Origin of the sequence: Fusicatenibacter faecihominis (genome assembly GCF_020686945.1) — a bacterium.
Taxonomy (GTDB): domain Bacteria; phylum Bacillota; class Clostridia; order Lachnospirales; family Lachnospiraceae; genus Limivivens; species Limivivens faecihominis.
In genome coordinates this window covers 1-22600 of the sequence record NZ_JAJEPR010000013.1, presented here as the reverse complement: position 1 = coordinate 22600, position 22600 = coordinate 1, and the positions used below count along the sequence as shown (strand labels likewise).

Annotated in this window: 21 protein-coding genes, 2 pseudogenes and 2 riboswitches; all 23 genes and pseudogenes read right to left on the bottom strand. The window is 49.4% G+C overall.

Annotated features, from left to right (window positions below; translation table 11 throughout):
- Nucleotides 1-10: 10 nt before the first annotated feature.
- A complete protein-coding gene (locus tag LKD71_RS09175) occupies nucleotides 11-484 on the bottom strand; it encodes a response regulator (protein ID WP_227615173.1) in 474 nt (157 codons plus the stop codon).
- A 50-nt stretch (nucleotides 485-534) separates the two neighbouring features.
- Nucleotides 535-804 carry a hypothetical protein gene (locus LKD71_RS09170; protein WP_227615172.1) on the bottom strand — a complete coding sequence of 90 codons (270 nt, stop codon included), beginning with the start codon at nucleotides 802-804 and terminating at the stop codon, nucleotides 535-537.
- Nucleotides 805-960: 156 nt separating this feature from the next.
- Nucleotides 961-1122, bottom strand: a pseudogene (locus LKD71_RS18685) (ATP-binding protein); the annotation flags it as partial.
- Between the two features lie 63 nt (nucleotides 1123-1185).
- Nucleotides 1186-1261: riboswitch (cyclic di-GMP riboswitch) on the bottom strand.
- Nucleotides 1262-1423: 162 nt separating this feature from the next.
- Nucleotides 1424-2626, bottom strand: a complete 1203-nt coding sequence (locus LKD71_RS09160) for a class I SAM-dependent rRNA methyltransferase (RefSeq protein WP_227615170.1) — start codon at nucleotides 2624-2626, stop codon at nucleotides 1424-1426.
- 16 nt (nucleotides 2627-2642) lie between these two features.
- Nucleotides 2643-3671 (bottom strand): aldo/keto reductase, encoded by a 1029-nt coding sequence (locus LKD71_RS09155; RefSeq protein WP_227615169.1) that lies wholly within the window; start codon nucleotides 3669-3671, stop codon nucleotides 2643-2645.
- Between the two features lie 531 nt (nucleotides 3672-4202).
- Nucleotides 4203-6557, bottom strand: coding sequence for an ABC transporter permease (locus LKD71_RS09150; RefSeq protein ID WP_331466427.1), 2355 nt, complete (start codon nucleotides 6555-6557; stop codon nucleotides 4203-4205).
- A gap of 7 nt (nucleotides 6558-6564) precedes the next feature.
- Nucleotides 6565-7263 (bottom strand): ABC transporter ATP-binding protein, encoded by a 699-nt coding sequence (locus tag LKD71_RS09145; protein ID WP_227615168.1) that lies wholly within the window; start codon nucleotides 7261-7263, stop codon nucleotides 6565-6567.
- Between the two features lie 124 nt (nucleotides 7264-7387).
- The gene (locus LKD71_RS09140; RefSeq protein ID WP_227615167.1) at nucleotides 7388-7711 is read right to left on the bottom strand and encodes a branched-chain amino acid transporter permease; all 324 of its coding nucleotides are present in this window, start codon (nucleotides 7709-7711) and stop codon (nucleotides 7388-7390) included.
- A 33-nt stretch (nucleotides 7712-7744) separates the two neighbouring features.
- A pseudogene (locus tag LKD71_RS09135) lies at nucleotides 7745-7927 on the bottom strand (AzlC family ABC transporter permease); the annotation flags it as partial.
- A gap of 167 nt (nucleotides 7928-8094) precedes the next feature.
- Nucleotides 8095-9699 carry a phosphoenolpyruvate carboxykinase (ATP) gene (gene pckA, locus LKD71_RS09130; RefSeq protein WP_178045611.1) on the bottom strand — a complete coding sequence of 535 codons (1605 nt, stop codon included), beginning with the start codon at nucleotides 9697-9699 and terminating at the stop codon, nucleotides 8095-8097.
- A 176-nt stretch (nucleotides 9700-9875) separates the two neighbouring features.
- Nucleotides 9876-10517: a YoaK family protein gene (locus tag LKD71_RS09125; protein ID WP_227615230.1), complete on the bottom strand. Its 642-nt coding sequence runs from the start codon at nucleotides 10515-10517 to the stop codon at nucleotides 9876-9878.
- Between the two features lie 145 nt (nucleotides 10518-10662).
- A complete protein-coding gene (locus LKD71_RS09120) occupies nucleotides 10663-11223 on the bottom strand; it encodes a Fe-S-containing hydro-lyase (RefSeq protein WP_227615166.1) in 561 nt (186 codons plus the stop codon).
- Nucleotides 11224-11225: 2 nt separating this feature from the next.
- A complete protein-coding gene (locus LKD71_RS09115) occupies nucleotides 11226-12068 on the bottom strand; it encodes a fumarate hydratase (protein ID WP_117765236.1) in 843 nt (280 codons plus the stop codon).
- Nucleotides 12069-12097: 29 nt separating this feature from the next.
- Nucleotides 12098-13711: an FAD-dependent oxidoreductase gene (locus LKD71_RS09110; RefSeq protein WP_227615165.1), complete on the bottom strand. Its 1614-nt coding sequence runs from the start codon at nucleotides 13709-13711 to the stop codon at nucleotides 12098-12100.
- 14 nt (nucleotides 13712-13725) lie between these two features.
- Complete coding sequence (locus tag LKD71_RS09105) at nucleotides 13726-14391, bottom strand: 4Fe-4S dicluster domain-containing protein (protein WP_331466424.1); 666 nt, start codon at nucleotides 14389-14391, stop codon at nucleotides 13726-13728.
- 35 nt (nucleotides 14392-14426) lie between these two features.
- Entirely contained in the window at nucleotides 14427-15281 is an 855-nt protein-coding gene (locus LKD71_RS09100; protein ID WP_227615163.1) for an FAD/NAD(P)-binding protein, read from the bottom strand.
- Nucleotides 15278-16339, bottom strand: a complete 1062-nt coding sequence (locus tag LKD71_RS09095; RefSeq protein WP_227615162.1) for a 4Fe-4S dicluster domain-containing protein — start codon at nucleotides 16337-16339, stop codon at nucleotides 15278-15280. The genes LKD71_RS09100 and LKD71_RS09095 overlap by 4 nt, the downstream gene beginning before the upstream one ends.
- Nucleotides 16340-16342: 3 nt before the next feature.
- Nucleotides 16343-17317, bottom strand: coding sequence for a 4Fe-4S dicluster domain-containing protein (locus tag LKD71_RS09090; RefSeq protein WP_227615161.1), 975 nt, complete (start codon nucleotides 17315-17317; stop codon nucleotides 16343-16345).
- Nucleotides 17305-17748, bottom strand: coding sequence for a hydrogenase iron-sulfur subunit (locus tag LKD71_RS09085; protein ID WP_117765248.1), 444 nt, complete (start codon nucleotides 17746-17748; stop codon nucleotides 17305-17307). The genes LKD71_RS09090 and LKD71_RS09085 overlap by 13 nt, the downstream gene beginning before the upstream one ends.
- The gene (locus LKD71_RS09080; RefSeq protein WP_227615160.1) at nucleotides 17739-19727 is read right to left on the bottom strand and encodes a CoB--CoM heterodisulfide reductase iron-sulfur subunit A family protein; all 1989 of its coding nucleotides are present in this window, start codon (nucleotides 19725-19727) and stop codon (nucleotides 17739-17741) included. The genes LKD71_RS09085 and LKD71_RS09080 overlap by 10 nt, the downstream gene beginning before the upstream one ends.
- Before the next feature lie 4 nt (nucleotides 19728-19731).
- Nucleotides 19732-20118, bottom strand: coding sequence for a 4Fe-4S dicluster domain-containing protein (locus LKD71_RS09075; RefSeq protein WP_178045604.1), 387 nt, complete (start codon nucleotides 20116-20118; stop codon nucleotides 19732-19734).
- Nucleotides 20115-20912, bottom strand: a complete 798-nt coding sequence (locus LKD71_RS09070) for a CoB--CoM heterodisulfide reductase iron-sulfur subunit B family protein (RefSeq protein WP_178045603.1) — start codon at nucleotides 20910-20912, stop codon at nucleotides 20115-20117. Before LKD71_RS09070 ends, LKD71_RS09075 begins: the two co-directional genes overlap by 4 nt.
- 103 nt (nucleotides 20913-21015) lie before the next feature.
- On the bottom strand, nucleotides 21016-21963 hold the full coding sequence (locus tag LKD71_RS09065; RefSeq protein WP_227615159.1) for an L-lactate dehydrogenase: 948 nt from the start codon (nucleotides 21961-21963) through the stop codon (nucleotides 21016-21018).
- A gap of 253 nt (nucleotides 21964-22216) precedes the next feature.
- A riboswitch (cobalamin riboswitch) is annotated at nucleotides 22217-22407 on the bottom strand.
- Nucleotides 22408-22600: the final 193 nt, after the last annotated feature.

Genomic DNA, 22600 nt, shown 5'->3' with positions numbered 1-22600 from the left:
AACAAAAAAATCATCGTCCGATATATTTTGTGATGGCAGATATTAAAATACTCATATCAACCGGCTTCACCACATGGTCATCCATTCCGGCATTCAAAGCGGCCTGTACATCCTCTGTAAATGCATTTGCTGTCATTGCAATAATGGGGATCTCTTTTCCATCCGGACGGTCCGGCAGATTTCTGATTGCTTTTGTCGTTTCATACCCATTCATTTCCGGCATCATAATATCCATCAAAATCAGGTCAAACGTCCCCGGAGCTGTATTACAAAACTGTGTCAGGGCAGCTTTCCCATCGGCAGCCCTGGTTACAATCATCCCTTTTTCTTCCAATAGGGCGATCGCTATCTCTGCATTTAAATCATTGTCCTCTGCCAAAAGAACATGCAGGCCATGTAAATCCATATCTTTCCTTAACTTTTCATTCTCTTCCGTCCGTACCTGTTCTGCTATAAGCAGGGGGATTTCTCCATCTGCCAGCATATCCAGACACTCTTTAAAGGAAGCATAGACATATTCATACTTCCAGCCGGTTATGTAGGAAATTTCTGGAGATACTCATAGCCGGCTCCCTGCTTATGTTCCCCGAAACCACCTTCCTGAAAATTGGCATATGGGAAATACCCGACTCTCACGGTTTTATTTTCTTCCTCCATTGCCTGAGTTGTTTTCCCGTCACTTTTTATTTCCGACGCATAAACAAAAACCGGTACAAAAAGCAGCATGACAAATGCTAAAATGCTCAAATAGAATCTTTTTTTCCTGTCTGTTTTTCTTATCCGTTTTTCTGTCTTTCTGTTCATTCATTCCCTCTTATGATCCATTCCTGCTGTTGTTCTTCCTGATCTGTGAGGTTTCCTGTTTATTCAATACAGAAAGAATGACCTCTTCCAGCTTTTCGATATCAATCGGTTTTGCAATGTGTCCATCCATGCCTGCATCAAAAGCCTTTTTATATATCAGCATAACCGTAAATACGGTTCCTTTTCCAGGTTGGCTTTCCACCTCAATGCTGCCGCCCATCAGATCCACATATTTTTTACGATTGCCATTCCAAGACCTGTCCCTCTATAATTGGAACGTGCAGAATTGTCTGCCTGTACAAATGAAGTAAATACTTCTGTATTACTTATTCGAGCATTCTACCATAAAAAAACACTGCCAAACAGACAGTGCATATCCTTTCATGCAACTGGCTGCCATTTTACAGGCCCTGTAGCTTTGCGTCACAGACTTTCGCCTGCTTTGCTGATCATCTCTTTATATTTATGAAAAAATATTGATTTTATTATACTCTCATGTTCCACTGTACACAAGAAAAACATCACCCTTTTAACGCTCGAAAAAAAAGAACAGCCGATACCTATGTTCGAACTGTTCTTCTTATCAAATCCCACGATGGTGAATTGATCCACATGGTTCTTATTTCTCATGCACCACCTGGAAGATATAAAATTTTAAATAATAGGATTCATCCGCAGCCCAGAGGATGGGATGATCCGGTGCCTGGGTACGATATTCCACCTGGCGGAGACGCACATGGACACTTTTTGCCGCCTGACGGAGCATCTCCGTAAAGAGCTCATAGCTCATAAAGTGAGAGCAGGAACATGTAGCCAGATAACCGCCATCCTTTACCAGCTTCATGCCGCGCAGATTGATCTCACGGTAGCCCTTGATGGCGTTTTTCACGGAGCTTCTGGACTTCGTGAAGGCGGGCGGATCCAGGATCACCAGATCGTACTTCTCGCCCTCGGCCTCCAGCTTCGGAAGCAGGTCAAACACATCGGCACAGAGGAATTTCACCTTATCGGAAAGGCCGTTAAGGGCCGCGTTTTTCTCCGCCTGATGAACGCCCAGCTCGGAAGCATCCACGCCCAGCACCTCTTTTGCCCCGGCAAGGCCTGCATTCAGGGCAAAGGAACCGGTATGGGTAAAGCAGTCCAGCACCTTCGCGTCTTTCGCCAGGCGCTGGATAGCCAGACGGTTGTATTTCTGATCCAGGAAGAAGCCGGTCTTCTGGCCGTCTTTGACATCCACCTCGTAGCGGACGCCGTTTTCCACAATCTCCACCTCGGTGTCAAACTCCGGTCCGATGAAACCTTTTCGCTTCTCCATACCTTCTTTTTCGCGCTCTTTGGCATCGCTTCGCTCGTAGACGCCGCGGATGATCACGCCGTCCTCCGCCAGCACTTCCTTGATGAGGCGCACCAGGTTCTCTTTCATCCGGTCAATACCCAACGCCAGGGACTGAACCACGATCACATCGGAAAACTTGTCCACCACAAATCCCGGCAGGAAATCTGCCTCACCGAAAATCAGGCGGCAGCTTGAAGTGTCCACGGTCTTTTTCCGATATTCCCAGGCGTCTTTTACCCGCATCCGTAAAAAAGCCTCGTCGATCTCCTGGTCCTGATGACGGGTCATCATACGAATCCGGATTTTGGAATGTTCATTGATAAAGCCGCGTCCCATGGGATAACCGTCAAAATCATGCACCAGAACGATATCTCCGTTTTCATAGGAACCGAGAATGTTTGCGATCTCGTTGTCAAAAACCCAGGCTCCGCCCGCTTTCAGGGTGCGGCCTTCGCCTTTTTTTAAAGTTACAACTGCCAGACTCATAATCTCCTCCGTATCTTTACTGGACCTTCACTTCTCCGGCCAGCACTTTCTTGTAATCTTCATAGTTTTTCTTCAGAAGCTCCGGTGTATTGAGCTCGTAGGGACATTTTTTCATACACTGGTTGCAGTGAAGACAGACTTCGATCTTCTTCATCTCTGCCTGCATCTGGGGTGTCAGCCAGGCCTTGGAAGGTGCTCTTCTCAGCATCAGAGACATTCTCGCGCACTGGTTAATCATGATGCCTGCGGGGCAGGGCATGCAGTAACCGCAGCCGCGGCAGAACTCGCCGGTGAGCTCTTTCTGCTCTTTCTCGATATAAGCGGTCAGCTCTTCATTCATGGTCGGTGTCTCAGCCATATAACTCAGCCACTCTTCCAGTTCTTTTTCTTTCTGGATGCCCCAGATCGGAAGGGCATTGTCAAACTGGGACATGAAAGCCATGGCTGCCTCGGAACGGTTGATGAGGCCTCCTGCCAGTCCTTTCATCGCGATAAAGCCCATGTTTGCCTCTTTGCATTTTTTCACAAGGGCGATCTCTTTCTCAGAAGAAAGGTAGCTGAAGGGGTACTGCAGGGTCTCGTAAAGACCTGACTCCACAGCCTCCTCGGCGATGTAGAGCTTATGGGCCGTGATGCCGATGTGGCGGATTTTTCCTTCTTTTTTCAGCTCTTCCATGCACTCATACATTCCCGTGCCGTCCCCCGGGCGATAGCACTGATCCGCACAGTGGAACTGATAGATATCGATGTAGTCTGTCCGAAGATTTTTCAGGGAAGTTTCTACCTGGGCCCGTACCTCTTCCGGTGTCTTTGCGCCGGTCTTCGTGGCGATAAAAACTTTTTCCCTCATGCCGTCGAAGGCCTCGCCCACTTTCACTTCGCTGTCGCTGTAGGCTCTCGCCGTGTCAAAGAAACGCATGCCCCCCTCATAGGCCCGGCGGAGCAGCTTCACTGCCATTTCCGTACTTACCCGCTGGATTGGCAGCGCGCCAAAAGCGTTCTGGGGCACCGTGATCCCTGTGCTTCCAAGTGTGATCTGTCTCATAATTTATCCTCCTGTTGCTTTTTTCGATCTATCATAACAGATATATTCTATCATATACTACTTGCTTTTTACAGCAAAAGTCTATCCTTCTTCCCCAAAAATCCATTGATTATTTTTATCCTGTATGATATTATAAACACAAAATTTTACATTGCATATTCAAAATAATACATTTACCCAGGGAGCTGGGGGACGTGCTCTTTACCTAATCCGGACACCTTATGGAGGAGGTGAAGTTTATGAGCGATTACGAGACACTTATGATTATTTTAATCATCGCTAATTTAACCAAATAACTGTTCTGCAGTTATTTGGTTATGAGCAAGTAGCGAAGCGGATTTCGAATATCCGCTTAACCCTTAGCCATACTTACATACGCACATAAAAAATAGCCGTCCTAATCTGTAGCGAGATCAACGGCTATTTTTTAACTATTAACGCCGGATTAGGTGAGATGCAGTCACCTTCCAGCTCCCTTGTTATGTATATTATAGACTTATCTGTTTGATTTGTCAACTTTTATTTTGCAATTCATTCCACATTCTTCAGTGCTTCATCCATCGGAATCTTCTTGATGCTCCGGAACTGCAGGACGGCCACGAGAGCGTAGACCAGCATGCCAAGCGCAAACATTTTTCCATAAATACTCGGCTCGATGTAGAGGGTCAGCCAGCCGCTGTACTCTGACATCATAAATATATATATATCTTTGATGAGCTCTGTGGCGAAGAAGAAGCTCGCAAGCACGGAAAAGATCACAACCCAGGTGGTGCTCACCAGGTAAAGGCTCACGATCTCCCTGTTTTTGTAGCCCAGGATTTTGACCATGGAGATCGAGGAGGCATTTTTCTCGATGATGAGCTTGGTCAGCAGGTAAATCAGCAGGGCAAAGAGGATCAGCGAGAACACGTTGAAGAGCTGGAACATCTCTCCCATGGAAACATCCAGCTGGCGGGAAACCTTCGTCAGATCATCCTGAGTGATCGTGGTGGTCACATAATCATCGTCGAGGTCTGTCAGTTCCTCATCAGAGAAGTACCCGTTAAAGTAGGCCTCTTTCTTACCGAAAAGCCTCCGGAAATTCTCAGCCGGCATAAAGAAAGCCAACGCGCCCGGATAATCATAGAAACCACCCACCTGAAACTCATAGGTCTTGCTTCCATAGGGTTCCTTCAGCGAGATCGTGTCGCCGGTTTTAATGCCATATTTCTGCTGGAAACCGTCACTTAAGAGCACACCTTTTTCCGAAAGGCCTGAAAAATCAGCTTCCACATACTTACTGTCCGGCTCGATGCCGTAAATCGTAATGCTTTCCCCGTCTTTCCCCTCTTTTTCCGGGATCATTTTCAGAGATTCCATACAGAACTTTTCCGCATTTTCATTCTCCGTCTCAAGGGAAGGCATCAGAAGCTTCTGCACCATGCCCAGAAGGGAATTTTCCTCCACATCCAGTTCATCGGGAACACTTAAGATATACTGGTATTTTGCCAGCATGTTGTTGATGGTCTCCTCCTGGTAATGAGAAAGGAGCGGGCTCATCATCATACCGAAAAGAAGCAGAATGTTGGCAAACACAATGCCGATGAAAAGGGTCAGATAGCTGGCCCGGTTCTGAATCAGAATACGGATGCGGAACCGGTTGAAAAATTTAAAGTTCGGAAGACGCACAGCCTTGCTCCGCCGGGTGCTTCCCAGATCCTTTCTCAGGAAACGGAGAGGGGAAATTTTCAGTTTTCCGCGGATCAGAACCACATTGATGATGGCCATGATCACAAACGGAACAAGGGTTGTCAGATAAAAGGCCTCCGCATTCCAGCGGGTCTCATAGGTCGGAAGGCTGTAGCTTCCGTAATACATGTCTGCCACAATCCCTTTGAATACCGTATAGCCCAGAATATTTCCGATCACTGCCGCCAGGATCGTCACCAGAATCGGCAGGGAAATATAGTGAAGCAGAAGCTCCCTCCTCGTATAACCGGAGGCCCGGAGGGTTCCGATGACAGCGGCTTCCTTCTGGATCGTGTTGTTGGTGGTCACGGCAAAAACGAAGGCCATGATCGCGATCAAGATATAGAGTAGAACCTCCACCATCGCTTTGTCGCCGCCCATATCATCCCCGGTGAAACGGATGGCCTGATTCAGATATCCGGGCAGATAGCCGCTGATATCGGCCTTTGCTGCCAGAACCTCCAGAAAATCATCGGCCATCTCTTTCTCTTCCGTATCGTCCGCCGGTTCCTTCTCATAAAGCCAGGAATAGCAGTATTTCATATGGGTATCAGAGAAAGCTGCGAAGCCCTCGGGTGTCAGCACGGACACGCCGAATTTTACCGAGTCAAACATCAGATCTCCCGGATCGGAGAACAGAGCACTGTAATCGGAAAGAGCCACCAGTCCTGTGATTTTCAGCTCTTTTCCTCCTACTGTGATGGTGTCTCCCACCGCAAGGGAGTTATTGTCCGCATACATCCGGTCGATGGCGATCTCGTCGGCCGTCTCCGGAAATGTGCCCTTCATCAGGCAGACCAGGTTCACTTCTTCCCGTTTTTTGAAGATACGCATGGTGCCGTCTGAGGTTCCATCCAGATCCACATCCACCGGTTCATCCAGGTAGAAGTTCTCGTAGATCGTCACCCCTTCCTGTTCCAGCTCCTCCAGTTTTTCCTCCGTAGCCTGACTATCCAGCGTGAAGTTTCCGTTCTCGATCCTGTATTTCTCAAAGCTCTCGTCATAGGCTTCCAGCATGCTCTCATCCGCCACCAGAAAGCCGGAGACGAAGCCGATTGTGGCCGTCATGAAAAGAAAGATCACCAGATATTTTCCGATATCTCCCACAAGTTCTCGCGGGAGGCGCTTCCAGAGCGGATTTCTCATCTTCTTTTTCATAACCGCCTCACCATTCCAAATCGCCGGCGGCAATCTTTGTCTCGTTCACATAGTTTTTCCGGATCTGACCGTCACGGAGCTTCACCACGCGGTCCGCCATATTTTTGATGGCGTCGTTGTGCGTGACCATGATGACCGTGTTTCCGTATTTCTGATTCACATCCTCAATGAGCTTTAAGATCTCCTTGGAGGTATGGTAATCCAGAGCTCCCGTGGGCTCGTCGCAGAGCAGGATATCCGGATTTTTCACGATGGCACGGCCGATACTGGTCCGCTGCTGCTGGCCGCCGGAGAGCTGGTTTGGCAGCTTATGACGGTGCTCATAGAGCCCCAGCGTGTGAAGCAGCTCGTCGATGTCCAGAGGCCTGTCGCTCAAATAAGCGCCCACCTCAATATTTTCCTTTACATTCAGGTTGGGGATCAGGTTATACATCTGGAAGACGTACCCTAAGTGTCTCCGACGGTACTCCGTCAGCGCCTTCTCCTTCATCTCTTCCATCTTTTCCCCATCGATGCTGATATAGCCGCCGTCGGCCTCGTCAATACCGCCGATGATATTCAGAAGTGTGGATTTACCGGAACCGGAGGGTCCCAGAAGCACGCAGATCTCGCCTTTTTCCACAGAAAAATCCAGTCCTTTCAGGACTTCCGTCCTGTTTTCTCCCGCTCCAAAGCTCTTTCGTAACTCATGTATTTCCAGAAACATCTTATCCTCCCTCTTCCTGGCCGTGCAGGTTTTTGTTAGTTGTTTCTAACTCAGTGTAACGCATTTTATTTTTCAATGGAAGACAGGATGTTGAGTTTTTTTATCACTTAATGTTTAAGTTTTCTTAAAATACCATCTGTACCAGCAACATATAAAGGATCGTGCCTCCTGCGATGCTGAGGAGCGTATTCTTTTTCCGCTTGTGAAGGAGGCCCACAAAAAGGATCGCAATGGCTTCCGGCAGACCGTGAGTGGAGCTGGCCGGCGCGTCTTTGAGGCAATAGACCACCAGAAGGCCGATGACCGCATAGGGAAGCTTACCTCCGAGATAACGGACGGCCTTCGGCGGCTCTTTTCCCTCTGGAAAAACGATAAAAGGAAGGAAACGTGTCACCATGGCTCCCAGGACCACAGCCGCAATGGTGATGATCTGCTGTAAGATTGTCATTTTTTGTCCCCTCCTCTCTTCTCAGCCAGCAGGAAGTAGATTTACCGTGACAAATTCCATGGAACCCGCAAAGATAAACATACTCATGAACAACGGATAGAGAAAGGAAAAACCTTTGCTTCGCATCATAAAGCCGTAGGACATCCCCAGGAAGAGAAAGCCCACACAGATTGGCAGCGTGTATGGAAAAGCCGCCTGAAACGCTTTTTTCTTCATATTCCTCCTCAATTGCAGAGACGAGATACGCTACGCGAATTTCTTTCTGATTAGCGGTCGTCAAATTCACTTGCACAAGTGCGTGCATTTTCCTCGTCGCCATAACAAAATCCGGGTGCGGAAACTCCGCACCCGGTAAAATATCATCTATTTTGTTTGATCTGTCATTAAGCCTGCGGACCAGCAGAAACAAGAGCTTTACCAGCTGCGTTTCCTTCGTATTTAGCGAAGTTCTTAACGAATCTTGCAGCCAGATCCTTAGCTTTGGTCTCCCACTCGGAAGCGTCAGCGTAGGTATCTCTCGGGTCAAGGATATGGGAATCAACACCCGGAAGCGCTGTCGGAACCTCGAAGTTGAAGAACGGGATCTTCTTGGTCTCTGCTTTCAGGATGTCTCCATTCAGGATTGCATCAATGATACCACGGGTATCTTTGATGGAGATACGTTTGCCGGTACCATTCCATCCGGTGTTAACCAGGTATGCTTTTGCTCCGCTCTTCTCCATTTTCTTAACGAGCTCTTCTGCGTATTTGGTCGGATGCAGCTCCAGGAAAGCCTGTCCGAAGCAAGCAGAGAAGGTCGGGGTCGGCTCGGTGATTCCACGCTCGGTTCCTGCAAGTTTTGCAGTGAAGCCGGACAGGAAGTAGTACTGAGTCTGCTCCGGAGTCAGTACAGATACCGGCGGAAGTACACCGAATGCATCTGCAGACAGGAAGATTACATTCTTAGCTGCCGGTGCGGAAGAGATCGGGCGAACGATGTTCTTAATGTGGTTGATCGGATAAGATACACGGGTATTCTCGGTTACGCTCTTATCAGCGAAATCGATCTTGCCGTTCTCGTCCAGAGTTACGTTCTCAAGAAGAGCGTTTCTCTTGATGGCATTGTAGATATCCGGCTCGGAATCTTTATCCAGGTTAATAACTTTTGCGTAGCAACCGCCCTCGTAGTTGAATACGCCCTTGTCGTCCCAGCCGTGCTCGTCATCACCGATGAGAAGACGTTTCGGGTCGGTGGAAAGGGTGGTCTTACCTGTTCCGGACAGACCGAAGAAGATAGCGGTGTTCTCACCGTTCATATCGGTGTTTGCGGAGCAGTGCATGGAAGCCATGCCCTTCAGCGGCAGGTAGTAGTTCATCATGGAGAACATACCTTTTTTCATCTCTCCGCCGTACCAGGTGTTTACGATAACCTGCTCACGGCTGGTGATGTTGAACATAACAGCGGTCTCAGAATTAAGACCCAGCTCTTTATAATTTTCTACTTTTGCTTTGGAAGCGTTGTAAACAACGAAATCCGGCTCGAAGTCTTTCAGTTCTTCCTCTGTCGGACGGATGAACATATTGGTTACAAAGTGAGCCTGCCAAGCAACCTCAACGATGAAACGGATTGCCATACGGGTATCTTTGTTTGCTCCGCAGAAAGCATCTACAACGAACAGTTTCTTGTTGGAGAGTTCTTTCAGTGCGATCTCCTTAACTGCTTTCCAAGCTTCCTGGCTTGCCGGATGGTTATCGTTCTTGTACTCGTCAGAAGTCCACCATACGGTATCTTTGGAGTTCTCATCCATAACGATAAATTTGTCTTTTGGGGAACGGCCTGTGTAGATGCCAGTCATAACATTTACTGCGCCCAGCTCACTGACCTGTCCTTTTTCATATCCTTCCAGACCCGGTTTGGTCTCCTCTTCGAATAACATCTCGTAAGAGGGGTTATATACGATCTCTGTGGTTCCGGTAATGCCATACTTGCTTAAATTGATCTCTGCCATCTTACATTTAACCTCTTTTCTTTAATAGTAATATGACCACCTACAAAAGCAGGTTTTTCAATATTTGTCGGAAAACGAAATCCCTCGTTTCCCTTTTTATATTATACATATTTAACTCGTAAAAGCAATAAAATTTTTTTGATTTTTTTTTAACAATTTATAAAATTTTCGCCTTCTCAGATCTTTTCGTAGAACATCATGAGGAAACTTATCAATAAGAAAGCGCAGCATACCCAGATCATCTGGATGCCATAATGGATGGAAAGATTTCCGCCAAGACCGGCTCCCACTGCAAAAAGGACAATGATGCCGAAGTAATAGAAAGCTTTCCTGAGATCTTCCAGCCTGTGCTCGCGGAAATAAGAGGACATGGCTGCCGTGCCGCCCCTCAGGTTTCCGATACACATCGTACTGGCATAGGAATAGCCGTGAACCTTACGGAAACTCTGCACCTGCATGGCACAGGCAAAGGACACCAGGATCGTGGCCAGCATATCCAGTTCTCTCGGCACGAAACCGACGATAAAAAGAAGAACGATCTCTGCCAGAAGGACACCCTGCCGCCAGTGAAGCTTCCTCGCATACCGGTATTTTCCCTGGATCTTTTCCGCTACCCAGACGCCTAAGGCAAAAGATATCAGCGGAAGCAGATACCTTAAACCGCTCATCCACTCTCCTGCCATGAGATGCTGGCTCATGAGCACCACGTTTCCGGTCTGGGCATTGGAAAATACCTCATTTCGGACATTGTAGGTGTAGGCATCCTGAAAGCCGCCGGAAAGCGCCAGAAACGCGCTGTTTCGGAAAGCCTCGGACATCTGCTGTTCGTCCTCCCCCTCAAAAAGATGAAGCGGATCATACGAATGATGATGAGGATGTTGTTGCATAATAAAGACTCCTATCATTTGTTTTTTTTTAAGCCTGGCCGCCGAATGGGAAGCCAGGCTTTTTTATTTTACCCGATTATTTCTTATTTGCCAAGTAGGATTCTCTTCCTTCTTTGTAAAGGTCGTTGCCCTCACAGTCAATGATGACTACCAGGGGCATATCCTCCACATAAAGCTTACGGAGAGCCTCTGCGCCCAGATCTTCATACGCGATAAGCTCTGCTTTTTTGATACATTTTGCCAGGAGAGCGCCAGCTCCGCCGATGGCTCCGAAGTAAACGCCGCTGTATTTCTTCATGGCTTCCACAACCTCTGGAAGACGGGCTCCCTTACCGATCATGCCTCTGGCTCCCACAGACATCATGGTGGGGGCGTAAGCGTCCATTCGTCCGCTGGTGGTCGGACCTGCGGAACCGATGACTGCGCCGGGTTTTGCCGGGGTCGGACCTACATAGTAGATCGTCGCGTCTGTCGGGTCAAAGGGAATCTTCTCTCCTCTTGCCAGAGCCTCGCACATTCTCTTGTGGCCTGCGTCTCTGGATGTATAAATGGTACCTGTCAGGAGCACCTGATCTCCTGCGTGAAGGGTTTTAGCCAGTTCCTCGGTCAGAGGAAGAGTGATATGTCTTCTCTCCATGATCAGATCACCTCCGTTTTATGGCGTGTCACATGGCAGTTGATATTGACTGCACAGGGCATACCGGCAATATGAGTGGGCATGGTTTCAATGTTCAGTCCGATGGCTGTGGTCTTTCCGCCAAAGCCCTGAGGTCCGATACCAAGCTGGTTGACTTTTTCAAGCATCTCATCCTCAAGATCTGCATAAAACGGATCCGGATTGTGGGAATCCAGCGGACGCATCAGTGCTTTCTTTGCAAGAAGGGCACATTTATCAAAGGTTCCGCCGATACCAACGCCGACTACCATCGGCGGGCAGGGGTTGGGACCTGCGGTCTCTACCACTTCCAGAATGAAGTCTTTGATTCCCTGAAGGCCAGCGGAGGGTTTGAACATACGGATCATACTCATGTTCTCGCTTCCGAAGCCTTTCGGGCCAACGGTGACTTTCACATTTTCTCCGGGAACAATCTCTGTGTAAATCATGGCCGGTGTGTTATCGCCGGTGTTTCCACGGCGAACCGGGTCTTTTACGACAGATTTGCGAAGGTAGCCGTTTGTATATCCGCGGCGTACGCCCTCGTTGATGGCATCGGTGAGATCTCCTCCAACGAAATGTACATCCTGTCCGATTTCCAGAAAAACACAGGCCATTCCTGTATCCTGGCAGATGGGTACACACTCCTGATCTGCAATGTCAAAGTTTTTAATGATATCGTCCAGAACACCTTTGGCAATCTCGCCGTCCTCGCAGGCACGGCAGGTTGTAATGGCGTCTTTTACGTCTTTGGGAAGATGTTCATTTGCTTCGATACAGAGTTTTTCGATGACATCTGTAAGTCTGCTTACTTCTACTTCACGCATTTTGGTAAGCTCCCTTCTTTTTTCTATTTTTAGCGCTGTTCGTGACGGGCATAGTTCGGAAGCAGCATCGGAGATACCTTATGGGTGTCAAGGCCTGCCTCTTTCAGCTCCTCTGCATATTCTGTCACATGATTCAAGTTCGGGGTACCAAGTTCTACCTCTTTGCATTTTGCAGCTGCTTTCTTACCGGCATTTCTTCCGAATACAATGACATCCAGAAGAGAGTTGCCCATCAGTCTGTTTCTTCCGTGGATTCCACCGGCTGCCTCTCCTGCAACCAGAAGATTCGGGATTGCGGTTGAGAAGCCGTCTCCGTCGATATCCAGGCCACCGTTCTGGTAGTGAAGGGTCGGATAGATCACGATGGGAACTTTTCTCATATCAATGCCGTAGTTCATGTACATACGGAACATAGCCGGGATTCTCTTCTCGATGGTTCCCTCGCCTCCGAGGATCTCGATCATCGGAGTATCGAGCCATACGCCCTTAAGTCCGCCCGGTACTTCCACGCCGCGGCCTTCCTGGCACTCACGGATAACGCCGGAAGCATTGACGTCACGGGTTTCCAGCGGATGAATGTAAGCTTCTCCGTTTGCATTGACCAGCTGTGCGCCAACGGAACGAACCTTCTCCGTTACCAGAGCGCCAAGGATCTGGGACGGATAAATGGCGCCTGTCGGATGGTACTGGATGGAATCCTGATAAAGAAGGCCTGCGCCTGCCCGGTAACCAAGTACCAGTCCGTCTGCGGTTGCACCGTAGTGGTTGGAGGTCGGGAAGCCCTGGTAATGCATTCTTCCTGCGCCGCCGGTTGCGATGACAACGGTCTTTGCTCTTGCAACGGAGTAGTCACCGGTCTCCATGTTCAGAAGAACCGCACCGGCTACCTGGCCTTTTTCGTCCTTCAGAAGCTCGACAGCGGAAGTAAACTCAACCACCGGAATGCCAAGGTTGATGACCTCGTCACGGATGGTACGCATGATCTCAGATCCGGAATAGTCTTTTGCAGCGTGCATTCTCTTTCTGGAGGTTCCGCCGCCGTGAGTTGTGATCATGGTTCCGTCTTCTGCTTTATCAAACTCAACGCCGAGCCCGTTCAGCCATTTGATGGCATCCGGAGCTTCCATAACCAGTCTCTTTACGAGTTCCGGTTTTGCTGCGAAGTGGCCGCCGCCGAAGCAGTCCAGATAATGCTGTACCGGAGAATCATTCTCCTTGTCAGCTGCCTGGATGCCGCCCTCTGCCATCATAGTATTGGCATCACCGATACGAAGCTTCGTGACGATCATAACATCAGTGCCTGCATTGTGGGCCTCAATGGCACAGGAAGAGCCTGCTCCGCCGCCGCCGATCACCAGCACATCCACGTCATAATCGATTTTTGTAAGATCGATCTTCTCATTCATCAGACGGCTGGTGGAATGAAGCATTTCTGCCAGCTCCAACGGAGCCTTCTGACCTTTATTCGGACCTACTTTGATCTCTGCAAATGCATTCGGGTTATAATCAGGATGGAATTTCTCAAGAAGAGCGTCCTTCTCCTCAGCGGTGAGACGTCTCGGCTCTGTTGCCATACGCTCCGCTCTTGTAGCCTCTACCTTTTTGATGGATTCCATCATATTTTCTGGATATGGTGCATACATGTTTTACGCCCTCCCTATTTCTCAATCTCTCTGCTGTTGTAAAGTTCCTGCATTTCTGTGATCGGTTTCTGCATGATCTGCTCGATCAGATCATCATACTTGCCTTCGTGGATCTCTTCCACACGTTTGGTCAGATGTTTTGATTCCGGAGCAATGTATTTTCCGGTCAGACGTCTGGCCAGAAGGCCTACCATCGGATGGGAAATTCCAGCCGGGCAGCGCACGGAACAGCAGCCGCAGCTTACGCAGTCGAAGGAAGCCTCCGCACATTTCTCAAGCTCGCCTCTCTGGGCGTATGCGATATACTGCATAACGTTCAGATCCTGGGGGCAGGCTTTGGTACAGGCATTACAGCCGATGCAGCTGTAGATCTCCGGATAGAGTTCCATCATCACCTGCTGGTTGGGTTTCAGATCTTCGATATTGTAAGTTCTCTTGTCGGTGGGGAAGAAGGGAATGCTTGCCACATACATGCCTTCCTGTACCTGGGTCTGACAGGCCAGACAGGTTTTCAGCTCATTTTCTCCCTTGATGCGGTAGATGGTTGCACAGGCGCCGCAGAAGCCGTGACGGCAGCCGCAGCCTCTCTTTAAGGTGTATCCGGCATACTCCATGGCGGTCATGATGGTGAGATCTGCGGGAACACTGTATTTTTTACCGAAAAAATATACGTTTACCATATTATTTTCCATTTTGGGTTCCAGTCCTTTCTATATCAATACTCATTCGGAAGCTCGTCCAGCTGATCGAAACGGAATACGGGGCCATCTTTGCAGACATATTTGGAGCCTACATTGCAGCGGCCGCATTTTCCGATACCGCATTTCATACGGAGCTCCAGTGTGGTGTATACCTGCTCCTCGGAGAAGCCCATCTCTTTTAAACCGGCCAGCACGAATTTAATCATGATTGGCGGTCCGCAGAGAAGTGCGGTTTTGTCCGTTGAAAAGCCGATCTCTTTCAGATAGGAAGGAACGAAGCCCACATGGCCGTCCCAGCCCTCCTGCTCCCGGTCAATGGTCAGGTATACGTTGACACCCGGAGCTTTCTGCCAGACTTCCTGGATCTCTTTTAACTGAACCAGATCGTCTGCAGAACGGGAACCGTATAAAATATCCACCGTACCGTAATTCTCTCTGTTGTGAAGCACATAGTTGATAACGGAACGGAGCGGAGCCAGTCCGATACCACCGGCGATGAAGAGAAGGTTCTGACCCTTCAGCTCTGTCTCCACCGGGAAATGATTTCCGTAAGGTCCGCGGACGGTGATCTCATCGCCCACATTGAGGCTGTGGAGATAATCCGTCAGCTTTCCGCATTTTTTGATACTGAATTCCTGGTACTCTTTTACCGTCGGGGAAGAAGTAATGGAAAACATTCCTTCGCTGACGCCCGGCACGCAGATCATCGCGCACTGGCCCGGCATATGCTCAAAAAGCTTGCCTCCCTCGGGTGCTTCCACGCGGAAGGTTTTGACATCCGGAGTCTCCTGACGGATATCGGTGATCACGCCAACCTTCGGGATCAGGGTGTCCAGGGTATAGTTTGTATGACAGGTACATTCATTCATTCTTTGGCACCTCCCTGTTTTTCAAAGGCCTTGATGACCTTTACGATATTTAAGGATGAAGGACATTTCTCCACACAGCGGCCGCAGCCTACGCAGGAATACATGCCGTTGTTGTTTGCCGGGAAATAAACCAGCTTGTGCATGAAACGCTGACGGAAACGCTGCATCTGGCTGTTACGGTTGTTGCCGTGGGCCATCATCGTAAAGTCGGAGTACATGCAGGAATCCCAGCAGCGGTAACGCTGGATGCCATGTCCGGTATCGTAATCTTTGATATCATAGCACTGACAGGTAGGGCACACGAAGGTGCAGGTACCGCAGGCCAGGCAGGGATGGTAAAGCTCCTCCCAGACAGGGGAATTGAATCTTTCCATCATGTCATCCCCGTTCCAGCCTTCCAGGGAAAGATGGGTGTAGGGAAGTTTCTCCACGATGGCGCGGACAGTCTCTTTCTGAGCCTCCACCTTTGCTTCGTCTGTGTTCTCTGCCTCTGTGAGAACATCTTTCACAGCTTCCAGAAGAGCCGTTCCTTTTTCCGTAACGGCTTTGAGATAGAGAGTATCCTCAACAAACCAGGCAGCCACATCCACAAAACCTTCTGCTGCCGTCTCCGGCTCGGTGCAGTCCACGCCGAAGACCTTACAGAAACAGGTCTCCTCGGGTTCGCCGCAGGCCAGGGAAACGATGGTTCCGTGCTCTCTTCTGGCTGCATAGAAGGTATCCACCGGATCTGCCAGGAAGACTTTATCCAGTACCTGAACGCCCTTCACATCACAGGGACGCATGCCGAATACCACGAATTTCTGCTCCTGAAGCTTCTCGGGCTCGATGGTGATCTTGCGGTCCTTCTCTACGCAGGTATAGAGGTTCTCACTCTGAGGAAAAAATACATCTTTGGGGGATTTGACTGTCTTGAGCACAGTCAGATCCGTCTCAAGCTCTTCACGGTAGGGGGCGAAATTCACCTGCTCGCCGATCTTCTCCGGAAGGAACAGTTCCTGATTTTTCGCGATCTCACGGTAAAGGGTCTGAAGGTTTTCTTTTGCGATCTTATACATCCGTTATCCCCTTTCTCCCACAATGCTGGGCTCTACATCTTCTGTGGTGTAAGAGGTCAGAGGCATCGGACTTACCGCATCCTCTCCTGCCTGATACTCGCCATAGAAATTGTCGATATCCTTGATAAATTTCCGGTTAAAGAGATGAAGGGGAATACCCTGGGGACAAACACGGCTGCACTCGCCACAGTCCGTACAGCGGCCAGCCACATGGAAAGCGCGGATGATGTGGAACATCTTCTCCTCGAAGGAGTCCACATTTGCCTTCTGGGCACTGTCAAACTTGTCGCTGTCGAAGACACATTTCCGACAGCTGCATGCGGGACAGACGTTCCGGCAGGCATTGCAGCGGATACATTTGCTGAGTTCCTTCTGGAAGAAAGCAAACTTCTCAGCCGGGCTCATAGCCTCGATCTTCTCGATCTCTGCGAAACGGTCTGCATCCTTTGTATCCTTGGACTCGCCGATCTCCTCGTCAAAGATCTTGTGCTCTTTGCCTTTACAGGTATGGCATCTTCCCAGCATGGCATCTTTATAGGAAACGCTCTTCTCTCCGTAAAGAGTCTCCACGGTAAGCGTCTCGCACTCATCGGAGATCTCAGCGCCCGTAATCTTCTGGATTCCCTTGATTCCCTGGGCTTTGATCTTCTCGATGTCGAGCTTTCCTTTACAGCCAACGCCGATGATGTAAGCTTTGTCCCGGTCTACCCGGTGCTCTTTAATCAGCTGGTTGAAGCTGTAGGTATCGCAGGGTTTCAGGAAGACCAGAGTCTTTCCTTCCTTTTTGGATGCCTCGATCATATATTTGCTTAAGTTGGCTCCGCAGAAGCCATTATATACGAAATCTTTTAAGTCTTCTTCGTTCTCGAAGTAAGCCGGTTCCGGATTGTAGGGCAGGTCTCCGGCTTTCCATCCCAGCACACGAACTACGGTGCCGTCGCCAAGAAGCTCTTTTGCGCGTTCGATCAGTTCCTGCATCTTAAATCCTCCAGTCTTACATTCTTTCCGAGAGAACGTACCTTTTCCACAAACTCGTTCATGGTCTGGGAAAATTTCACGCCCTCAGCGGCGGATACCCATTCCACACGGGTACGGCCGTTTTCCACGCCGATGAAGTCCAGCATGGAGAACAGAAGGGTCATACGTCTTCTTGCATAATAGTTTCCTGTGGTGTAATGGCAGTCACCGGGGTGGCAGCCGCACAGGATCACGCCGTCCGCACCTTTCTCAAAGGCCCGGAGGATGAACATGGGGTTGACACGGCAGGAACAGGGTACACGGATGATCTTTACGTCTGCCGGATAGGAGAGACGGCTGCTTCCTGCCAGATCGGCTCCTGCGTAACTGCACCAGTTACAGCAGAACGCCACAATTTTCGGTCTGAATTCTTCGTTTGATTCTATCGACATATCGCATCCACCTCCGCAATAATCTGTCTGTTGGAGAAGCCCTGAAGGTCCATGGCTCCGGACGGGCAGGCCACTGTGCAGGCACCGCAGCCCTGGCAGAGTGCGCTGTTGACTGCTGCCACCCGGCGAACCTCACGGATTCCGTGGTCGTTGACTTCTTTTTCCTCATAGGAGATTGCTCCATAGGGGCATACGTTTGCACAGGTAGAGCAGCCGTTGCAGAGCAGCTGATCCGGTTTTGCTGTGCATGCGTTGGTGCGGAGCTTATCCTTGGCGAGAAGGCCAATGGCTTTGACTGCTGCCGCGCCGGCCTGGGCTACGGTCTCCGGGATATCCTTCGGTCCCTGGCAGACACCGGAAAGGAACACACCGGCGGTGGGGGACTCTACAGGACGAAGCTTCGGATGAGCCTCGGTGAGGAAGTTGTTGTTGTCGATGCTGGCTGTCAGCATGGTAGCCAGTTTTCTGACGGAAGGATCCGGCTCAATGGCGGTAGCCAGAACAACCATATCCGCATTCACGAGGATCTGCTTATTGTCCAGAAGATCAACTCCCTGAACGAGAAGCTGTCCATCGGGCTGCGGAATGACTTTTCCTACCTGACCTTTGACATAGTTTACATGGTACTCTTCCACGGCTCTTCTGTAGAACTCGTCGAAGTTTTTCCCCGGGGTACGAACGTCGATATAGAAGACAGTCACGTTTACATCAGGATATTTATCACGGATCAGCATCGCATGCTTTGCAGTGTACATACAGCAGATCTTGGAGCAGTAGCTCTTTCCTCTGGTATCTGCACAACGGCTTCCCACGCACTGGATGAACACCATGTTCTTCGGTGCTCTTCCGTCGGAGAGACGCTCCAGATGACCTTTGGTCGGGCCGGCTGCGTTCATGATACGCTCAAGCTCCAGGGACGTGATGACATCTTTACTCTGGCTGTAAGCATACTCATCGTACTTATCCAGCTTGATCGTGTCGAAACCGGTGGCCACAACGATGGCTCCGTACTTCTCACTGATGATCTCATCCTTCTGGTCGTAGTCGATGGCTCCGGCCTGGCAGACCTTGGAGCAGACGCCACATTTTCCGGTCTTAAATTTGATACAATTCTCACGGTCGATGACAGGAACATTCGGGATGGCCTGGGCGAAGGGAGTGTAGATGGCCGTACGGTTTCCGAGACCTCTGTTGAACTCGCTGGGGATCTTTTTGCTCGGGCATTTCTCCTGACAGACACCACAGCCGGTACACTTGCTCATATCCACGCTTCTGGCTTTCTTGCGGATCTCCACTGTGAAATCGCCGACAAAACCGGAAATCTTTTCTACCTCACTGTATGTATAAATATGAATCTTCTCATGGGCATTGGCTTCCACCATCTTCGGGGTCAGGATACAGGCGGAACAGTCCAGAGTCGGGAAGGTTTTGTCCAGCTGGGACATTCTTCCGCCGATACTCGGGGTCTTCTCCACGATATCTACCTCGTAGCCGGCATCTGCGATATCCAGAGCACTCTGAATACCGGCGATACCGCCGCCGATTACCAGGGCTCTCTTGGTTACGCGGCTCTCGCCCTCCTGAAGGGGAGCGTCCAGGTTTACCTTGGCAACTGCTGCCCGGGCCAGGATCACGGCCTTCTTGGTAGCCTCTTCCATATCCTTGTGAATCCAGGAACACTGCTCACGGATGTTTGCCACTTCCAGCATGTAGGGGTTCAGGCCGGCTTTTGCCACAGCCTTACGGAAGGTGGCTTCATGCATACGCGGGGAACAGGAACAGACAACGACGCCTGTCAGTTCTTTCTCCCTGATGGCCTGGATGATCTTCTCCTGTCCGGCCTCGGAGCACATATACTGATAATCTTCTGCATGGACCACGCCAGGCTCCTGGCTGATGACTTCCACGACTTTTTTCACATCTACCGTTGCGGCGATATTGCTTCCGCAATGACAGACAAAAACTCCTATTCTCTGCATTTTCTCACCTCCTGTATCGTCTGAATGCACTTACCAGAAGCTGCTGGGGCAGTTCCGGATCAAGGAGTGACGGAATCTCATCCGGACTCAGATAATTGCCGCCTTTTTCCCTCTCCACGATCTGTCTTGCAGCATCAATGAGTTTTCCGGGTTTTACATCTCTCGGGCAGCGCTCCACACAGGCAAAGCAGGAAAGGCATTTCCAGAGAGACTTGGACTGTACCAGTGACTCGATATCGTCACGGAGTACATAGGAGACAAACTGATGGGGTTTGATATCCATTTCGTTGAAGGACGGACAGGATGCGGAGCATTTGCCGCACTTCATGCATTTATAAGGATCGACTCCGCTGATTTCACGGATCTCTTCCGCTCTGTTTTTATCGCTCACGCTTCTGTCACCTCCTCTTTCACGCCGAGAGCCTCAGCAAGAAGCTCGGTGAAATAATAGATCGGTGTTCCGTTTACTGTGCTCTTCTTCAGATTGTACATGCAGAGGGGACAGGCTGTGATCAGCATGTCTGCGCCAAAGCCTTCTGCGCTCTCAAGGATCTTATCGCACATATTTTTGGACATTTCTTTTTCTTTCAGGGAAATATAACCGCCGCAGCACTCGTTCCGATAGGGATAGATCACCGGCTCACCGCCTAACGCGCGAATCAGATCCTCCATGATCTTCGGATTCTCCGGATCATCAAACTGAAGGATCTTTCCGGGGCGGAGAAGCAGACAGCCATAGTAGGCGCCGATCTTCTTTCCTTTGAAAGGATTGACGACTTTCTCTTTTACCTTGTCAAAACCGACGCGGTCTCTTAACACTTCCAGGAAGTGAAGAACCTCTGTCTCACCTTCGTAGGGTGTATCCAGTTTCATGTAATTATTTGCCCGGGTCCGGATGTCTTCCACGTTCTTCATATCGTCGTTGACACGTTTCAGCACATGATGACAGGCGGAACAGACCGTGATGAGGTCCTGGCCTTTTTCCTTGGCCGCGTTGAGAGCACGGACGGAAGAAAGCTTTGTGGCGATCTCGTCGCTGCCTAAGGGATAAACGCCTCCGCAGCACTGCCAGTCTTCGATTTCTTCCAGCTCAAAACCCAGCGCCCTGGCGGAAACTCTGGCATAAGCATCCAGATCTTTCGCCTTGTTCTTCAGGGTACACCCTGGATAATAACTGTACTTCATGGTTTCCGTTGTCCTTTCTTTCTCTTAAAACCGCGGAGCTTTTTCTCCGCGGTTTCTGGAAGGTTCTGCCTCTTCTGTACAAACAGCAGAAGCCTTTTTGTCTTTACAGCTCAATCTGAGAAATTACTTCTTTCAGAGAGTTTGCGCTCTTCTGGAGTTTTGCAACCTCTTCATCCGTAAGCTTTAAGGGGACTTTTCCCTGTACGCCGTTCGGTCCTACCAGCGTCAGTGTGCTGATAGCAACATCCTCGATGCCGTACTCGCCATGCATAACGGAAGAAACGGTAGCGATGGAATCGTAGGCGGAAAGAAGCATACCGCAGAGTTTGCATACAGCGACAGATACCGCATAGAAGGTTGCTCCTTTCTTTGCAATAACAATTCCGCCGGATTTGTGTACATACTCTTCCATTCCTGCTTTATCAAGAGGTTTCGGCTCTTTTCCGAGATGTCTCATCATCTCCGCATAATCATCCAGGCTTGCTCCGGAAACATCCGCGCAGGACCAGGGAACAAAGGAGGTATCTCCATGCTCACCGAATACATAGGCGTGAATATTTTTCTGAGCCACCTCGAAATGTTCGGAGAGGCCAAAACGAAGTCTTGCTGTGTCCAGAAGAGTTCCGGAACCGATGATCTGGTTTTCCGGAAGTCCAGAGATCTTGGTGAATACATAAGTCATGATATCCACCGGATTGCTTACAATAATATAAAGGGCATTCGGCGCTTCTTTTACAATCTGGGGGGTAATGCTCTTTAGGATGTTGACATTGGTCTGAGTCAGTTCAATTCTGGTCTGTCCCGGTTTTCTTGCGATACCGGAAGTGATGATGACAATATCAGAATCCTTGGCATCTTCATAATCGCCTGCAACGATGGAAATAGGATTGCGGAAGCTGGTACCCTGGACGATGTCCATAACCTCTCCTTCCACCTTTTCCTTGTTGATGTCGATGAGGACGATCTCGGAAGCGAGGTCGTTGTTTGAAAGATTATAGGCAATGGTTGATCCTACGCTTCCTGCTCCAATGATAGTAATTTTGCTGCTCATAAGCACTCCTTTCTCTTATATTGTTAATTTTTTAACAATATGGGCATGTAAATAGATTCTTACCAGATCTTGTCCGAACTGATCCTGACTGCCCGCTCAGGCTCAAAAAAACACAGAGCTCTTATAAAACAGGAAATCAGATATCAAAAACGATCGAAACATGGATCACACAGAAAAAAACAGACGGACCTGCGGAAACCACGCAAGTCTGAAAAAGAGTGACAATCTCCGTGCAATTCTTTATGATCCGTAAAGAATTAACCTTATATAAGCAGGTCTCCTGGCTTCGGCCCTATGCTTCCTGCTCCTTCCCGCATATGCAGTGGCGGCTCAAAGAGCCTCTCAGGAAGCGAAACCTTCACAGTGACGGCATCGCATAAGCTTCTCACTTATTTCCCTATTATCCTTTCCATTACGAAAGGCACTTATATAAAATGTCTGAGAAAATTTTTCCTAAATATTATATGACATTGACATTTTTTTGTCAATGCATTTTCGAAAATAAATCTCAACTATTCTTTGTGACATGCTCCCACCACTTAAAGCTTACGATTTTGAAATGGGGGCTTCCTGCTCGATTGCCTTTTAAGGCAAAGCTAAAACAGGCTATCCCCGCGTGTCCCGCGGTTTTGTTTTT

Bases quoted from the DNA above. Each gene is read 5' to 3' on its own strand.
- LKD71_RS09170 (WP_227615172.1), bottom strand. From the start codon at position 804: ATGAACAGAAAGACAGAAAAACGGATAAGAAAAACAGACAGGAAAAAA.
- LKD71_RS09065 (WP_227615159.1), bottom strand. From the start codon at position 21,963: ATGAGCAGCAAAATTACTATCATTGGAGCAGGAAGCGTAGGATCAACC.
- LKD71_RS09160 (WP_227615170.1), bottom strand. From the start codon at position 2,626: ATGAGTCTGGCAGTTGTAACTTTAAAAAAAGGCGAAGGCCGCACCCTG.
- LKD71_RS09110 (WP_227615165.1), bottom strand. From the start codon at position 13,711: ATGTATGCACCATATCCAGAAAATATGATGGAATCCATCAAAAAGGTA.
- LKD71_RS09140 (WP_227615167.1), bottom strand. From the start codon at position 7,711: ATGACAATCTTACAGCAGATCATCACCATTGCGGCTGTGGTCCTGGGA.
- LKD71_RS09090 (WP_227615161.1), bottom strand. From the start codon at position 17,317: ATGCAGGAACTGATCGAACGCGCAAAAGAGCTTCTTGGCGACGGCACC.
- pckA (WP_178045611.1), bottom strand. From the start codon at position 9,699: ATGGCAGAGATCAATTTAAGCAAGTATGGCATTACCGGAACCACAGAG.
- LKD71_RS09085 (WP_117765248.1), bottom strand. From the start codon at position 17,748: ATGTCGATAGAATCAAACGAAGAATTCAGACCGAAAATTGTGGCGTTC.
- LKD71_RS09070 (WP_178045603.1), bottom strand. From the start codon at position 20,912: ATGAAGTACAGTTATTATCCAGGGTGTACCCTGAAGAACAAGGCGAAA.
- LKD71_RS09175 (WP_227615173.1), bottom strand. From the start codon at position 484: ATGCTGGCAGATGGAGAAATCCCCCTGCTTATAGCAGAACAGGTACGG.
- LKD71_RS09155 (WP_227615169.1), bottom strand. From the start codon at position 3,671: ATGAGACAGATCACACTTGGAAGCACAGGGATCACGGTGCCCCAGAAC.
- LKD71_RS09100 (WP_227615163.1), bottom strand. From the start codon at position 15,281: ATGAATGAATGTACCTGTCATACAAACTATACCCTGGACACCCTGATC.
- LKD71_RS09150 (WP_331466427.1), bottom strand. From the start codon at position 6,557: ATGAAAAAGAAGATGAGAAATCCGCTCTGGAAGCGCCTCCCGCGAGAA.
- LKD71_RS09095 (WP_227615162.1), bottom strand. From the start codon at position 16,339: ATGTATAAGATCGCAAAAGAAAACCTTCAGACCCTTTACCGTGAGATC.
- LKD71_RS09145 (WP_227615168.1), bottom strand. From the start codon at position 7,263: ATGTTTCTGGAAATACATGAGTTACGAAAGAGCTTTGGAGCGGGAGAA.
- LKD71_RS09115 (WP_117765236.1), bottom strand. From the start codon at position 12,068: ATGCGTGAAGTAGAAGTAAGCAGACTTACAGATGTCATCGAAAAACTC.
- LKD71_RS09120 (WP_227615166.1), bottom strand. From the start codon at position 11,223: ATGGAGAGAAGACATATCACTCTTCCTCTGACCGAGGAACTGGCTAAA.
- LKD71_RS09125 (WP_227615230.1), bottom strand. From the start codon at position 10,517: ATGTCCGAGGCTTTCCGAAACAGCGCGTTTCTGGCGCTTTCCGGCGGC.
- LKD71_RS09080 (WP_227615160.1), bottom strand. From the start codon at position 19,727: ATGCAGAGAATAGGAGTTTTTGTCTGTCATTGCGGAAGCAATATCGCC.
- LKD71_RS09105 (WP_331466424.1), bottom strand. From the start codon at position 14,391: ATGGTAAACGTATATTTTTTCGGTAAAAAATACAGTGTTCCCGCAGAT.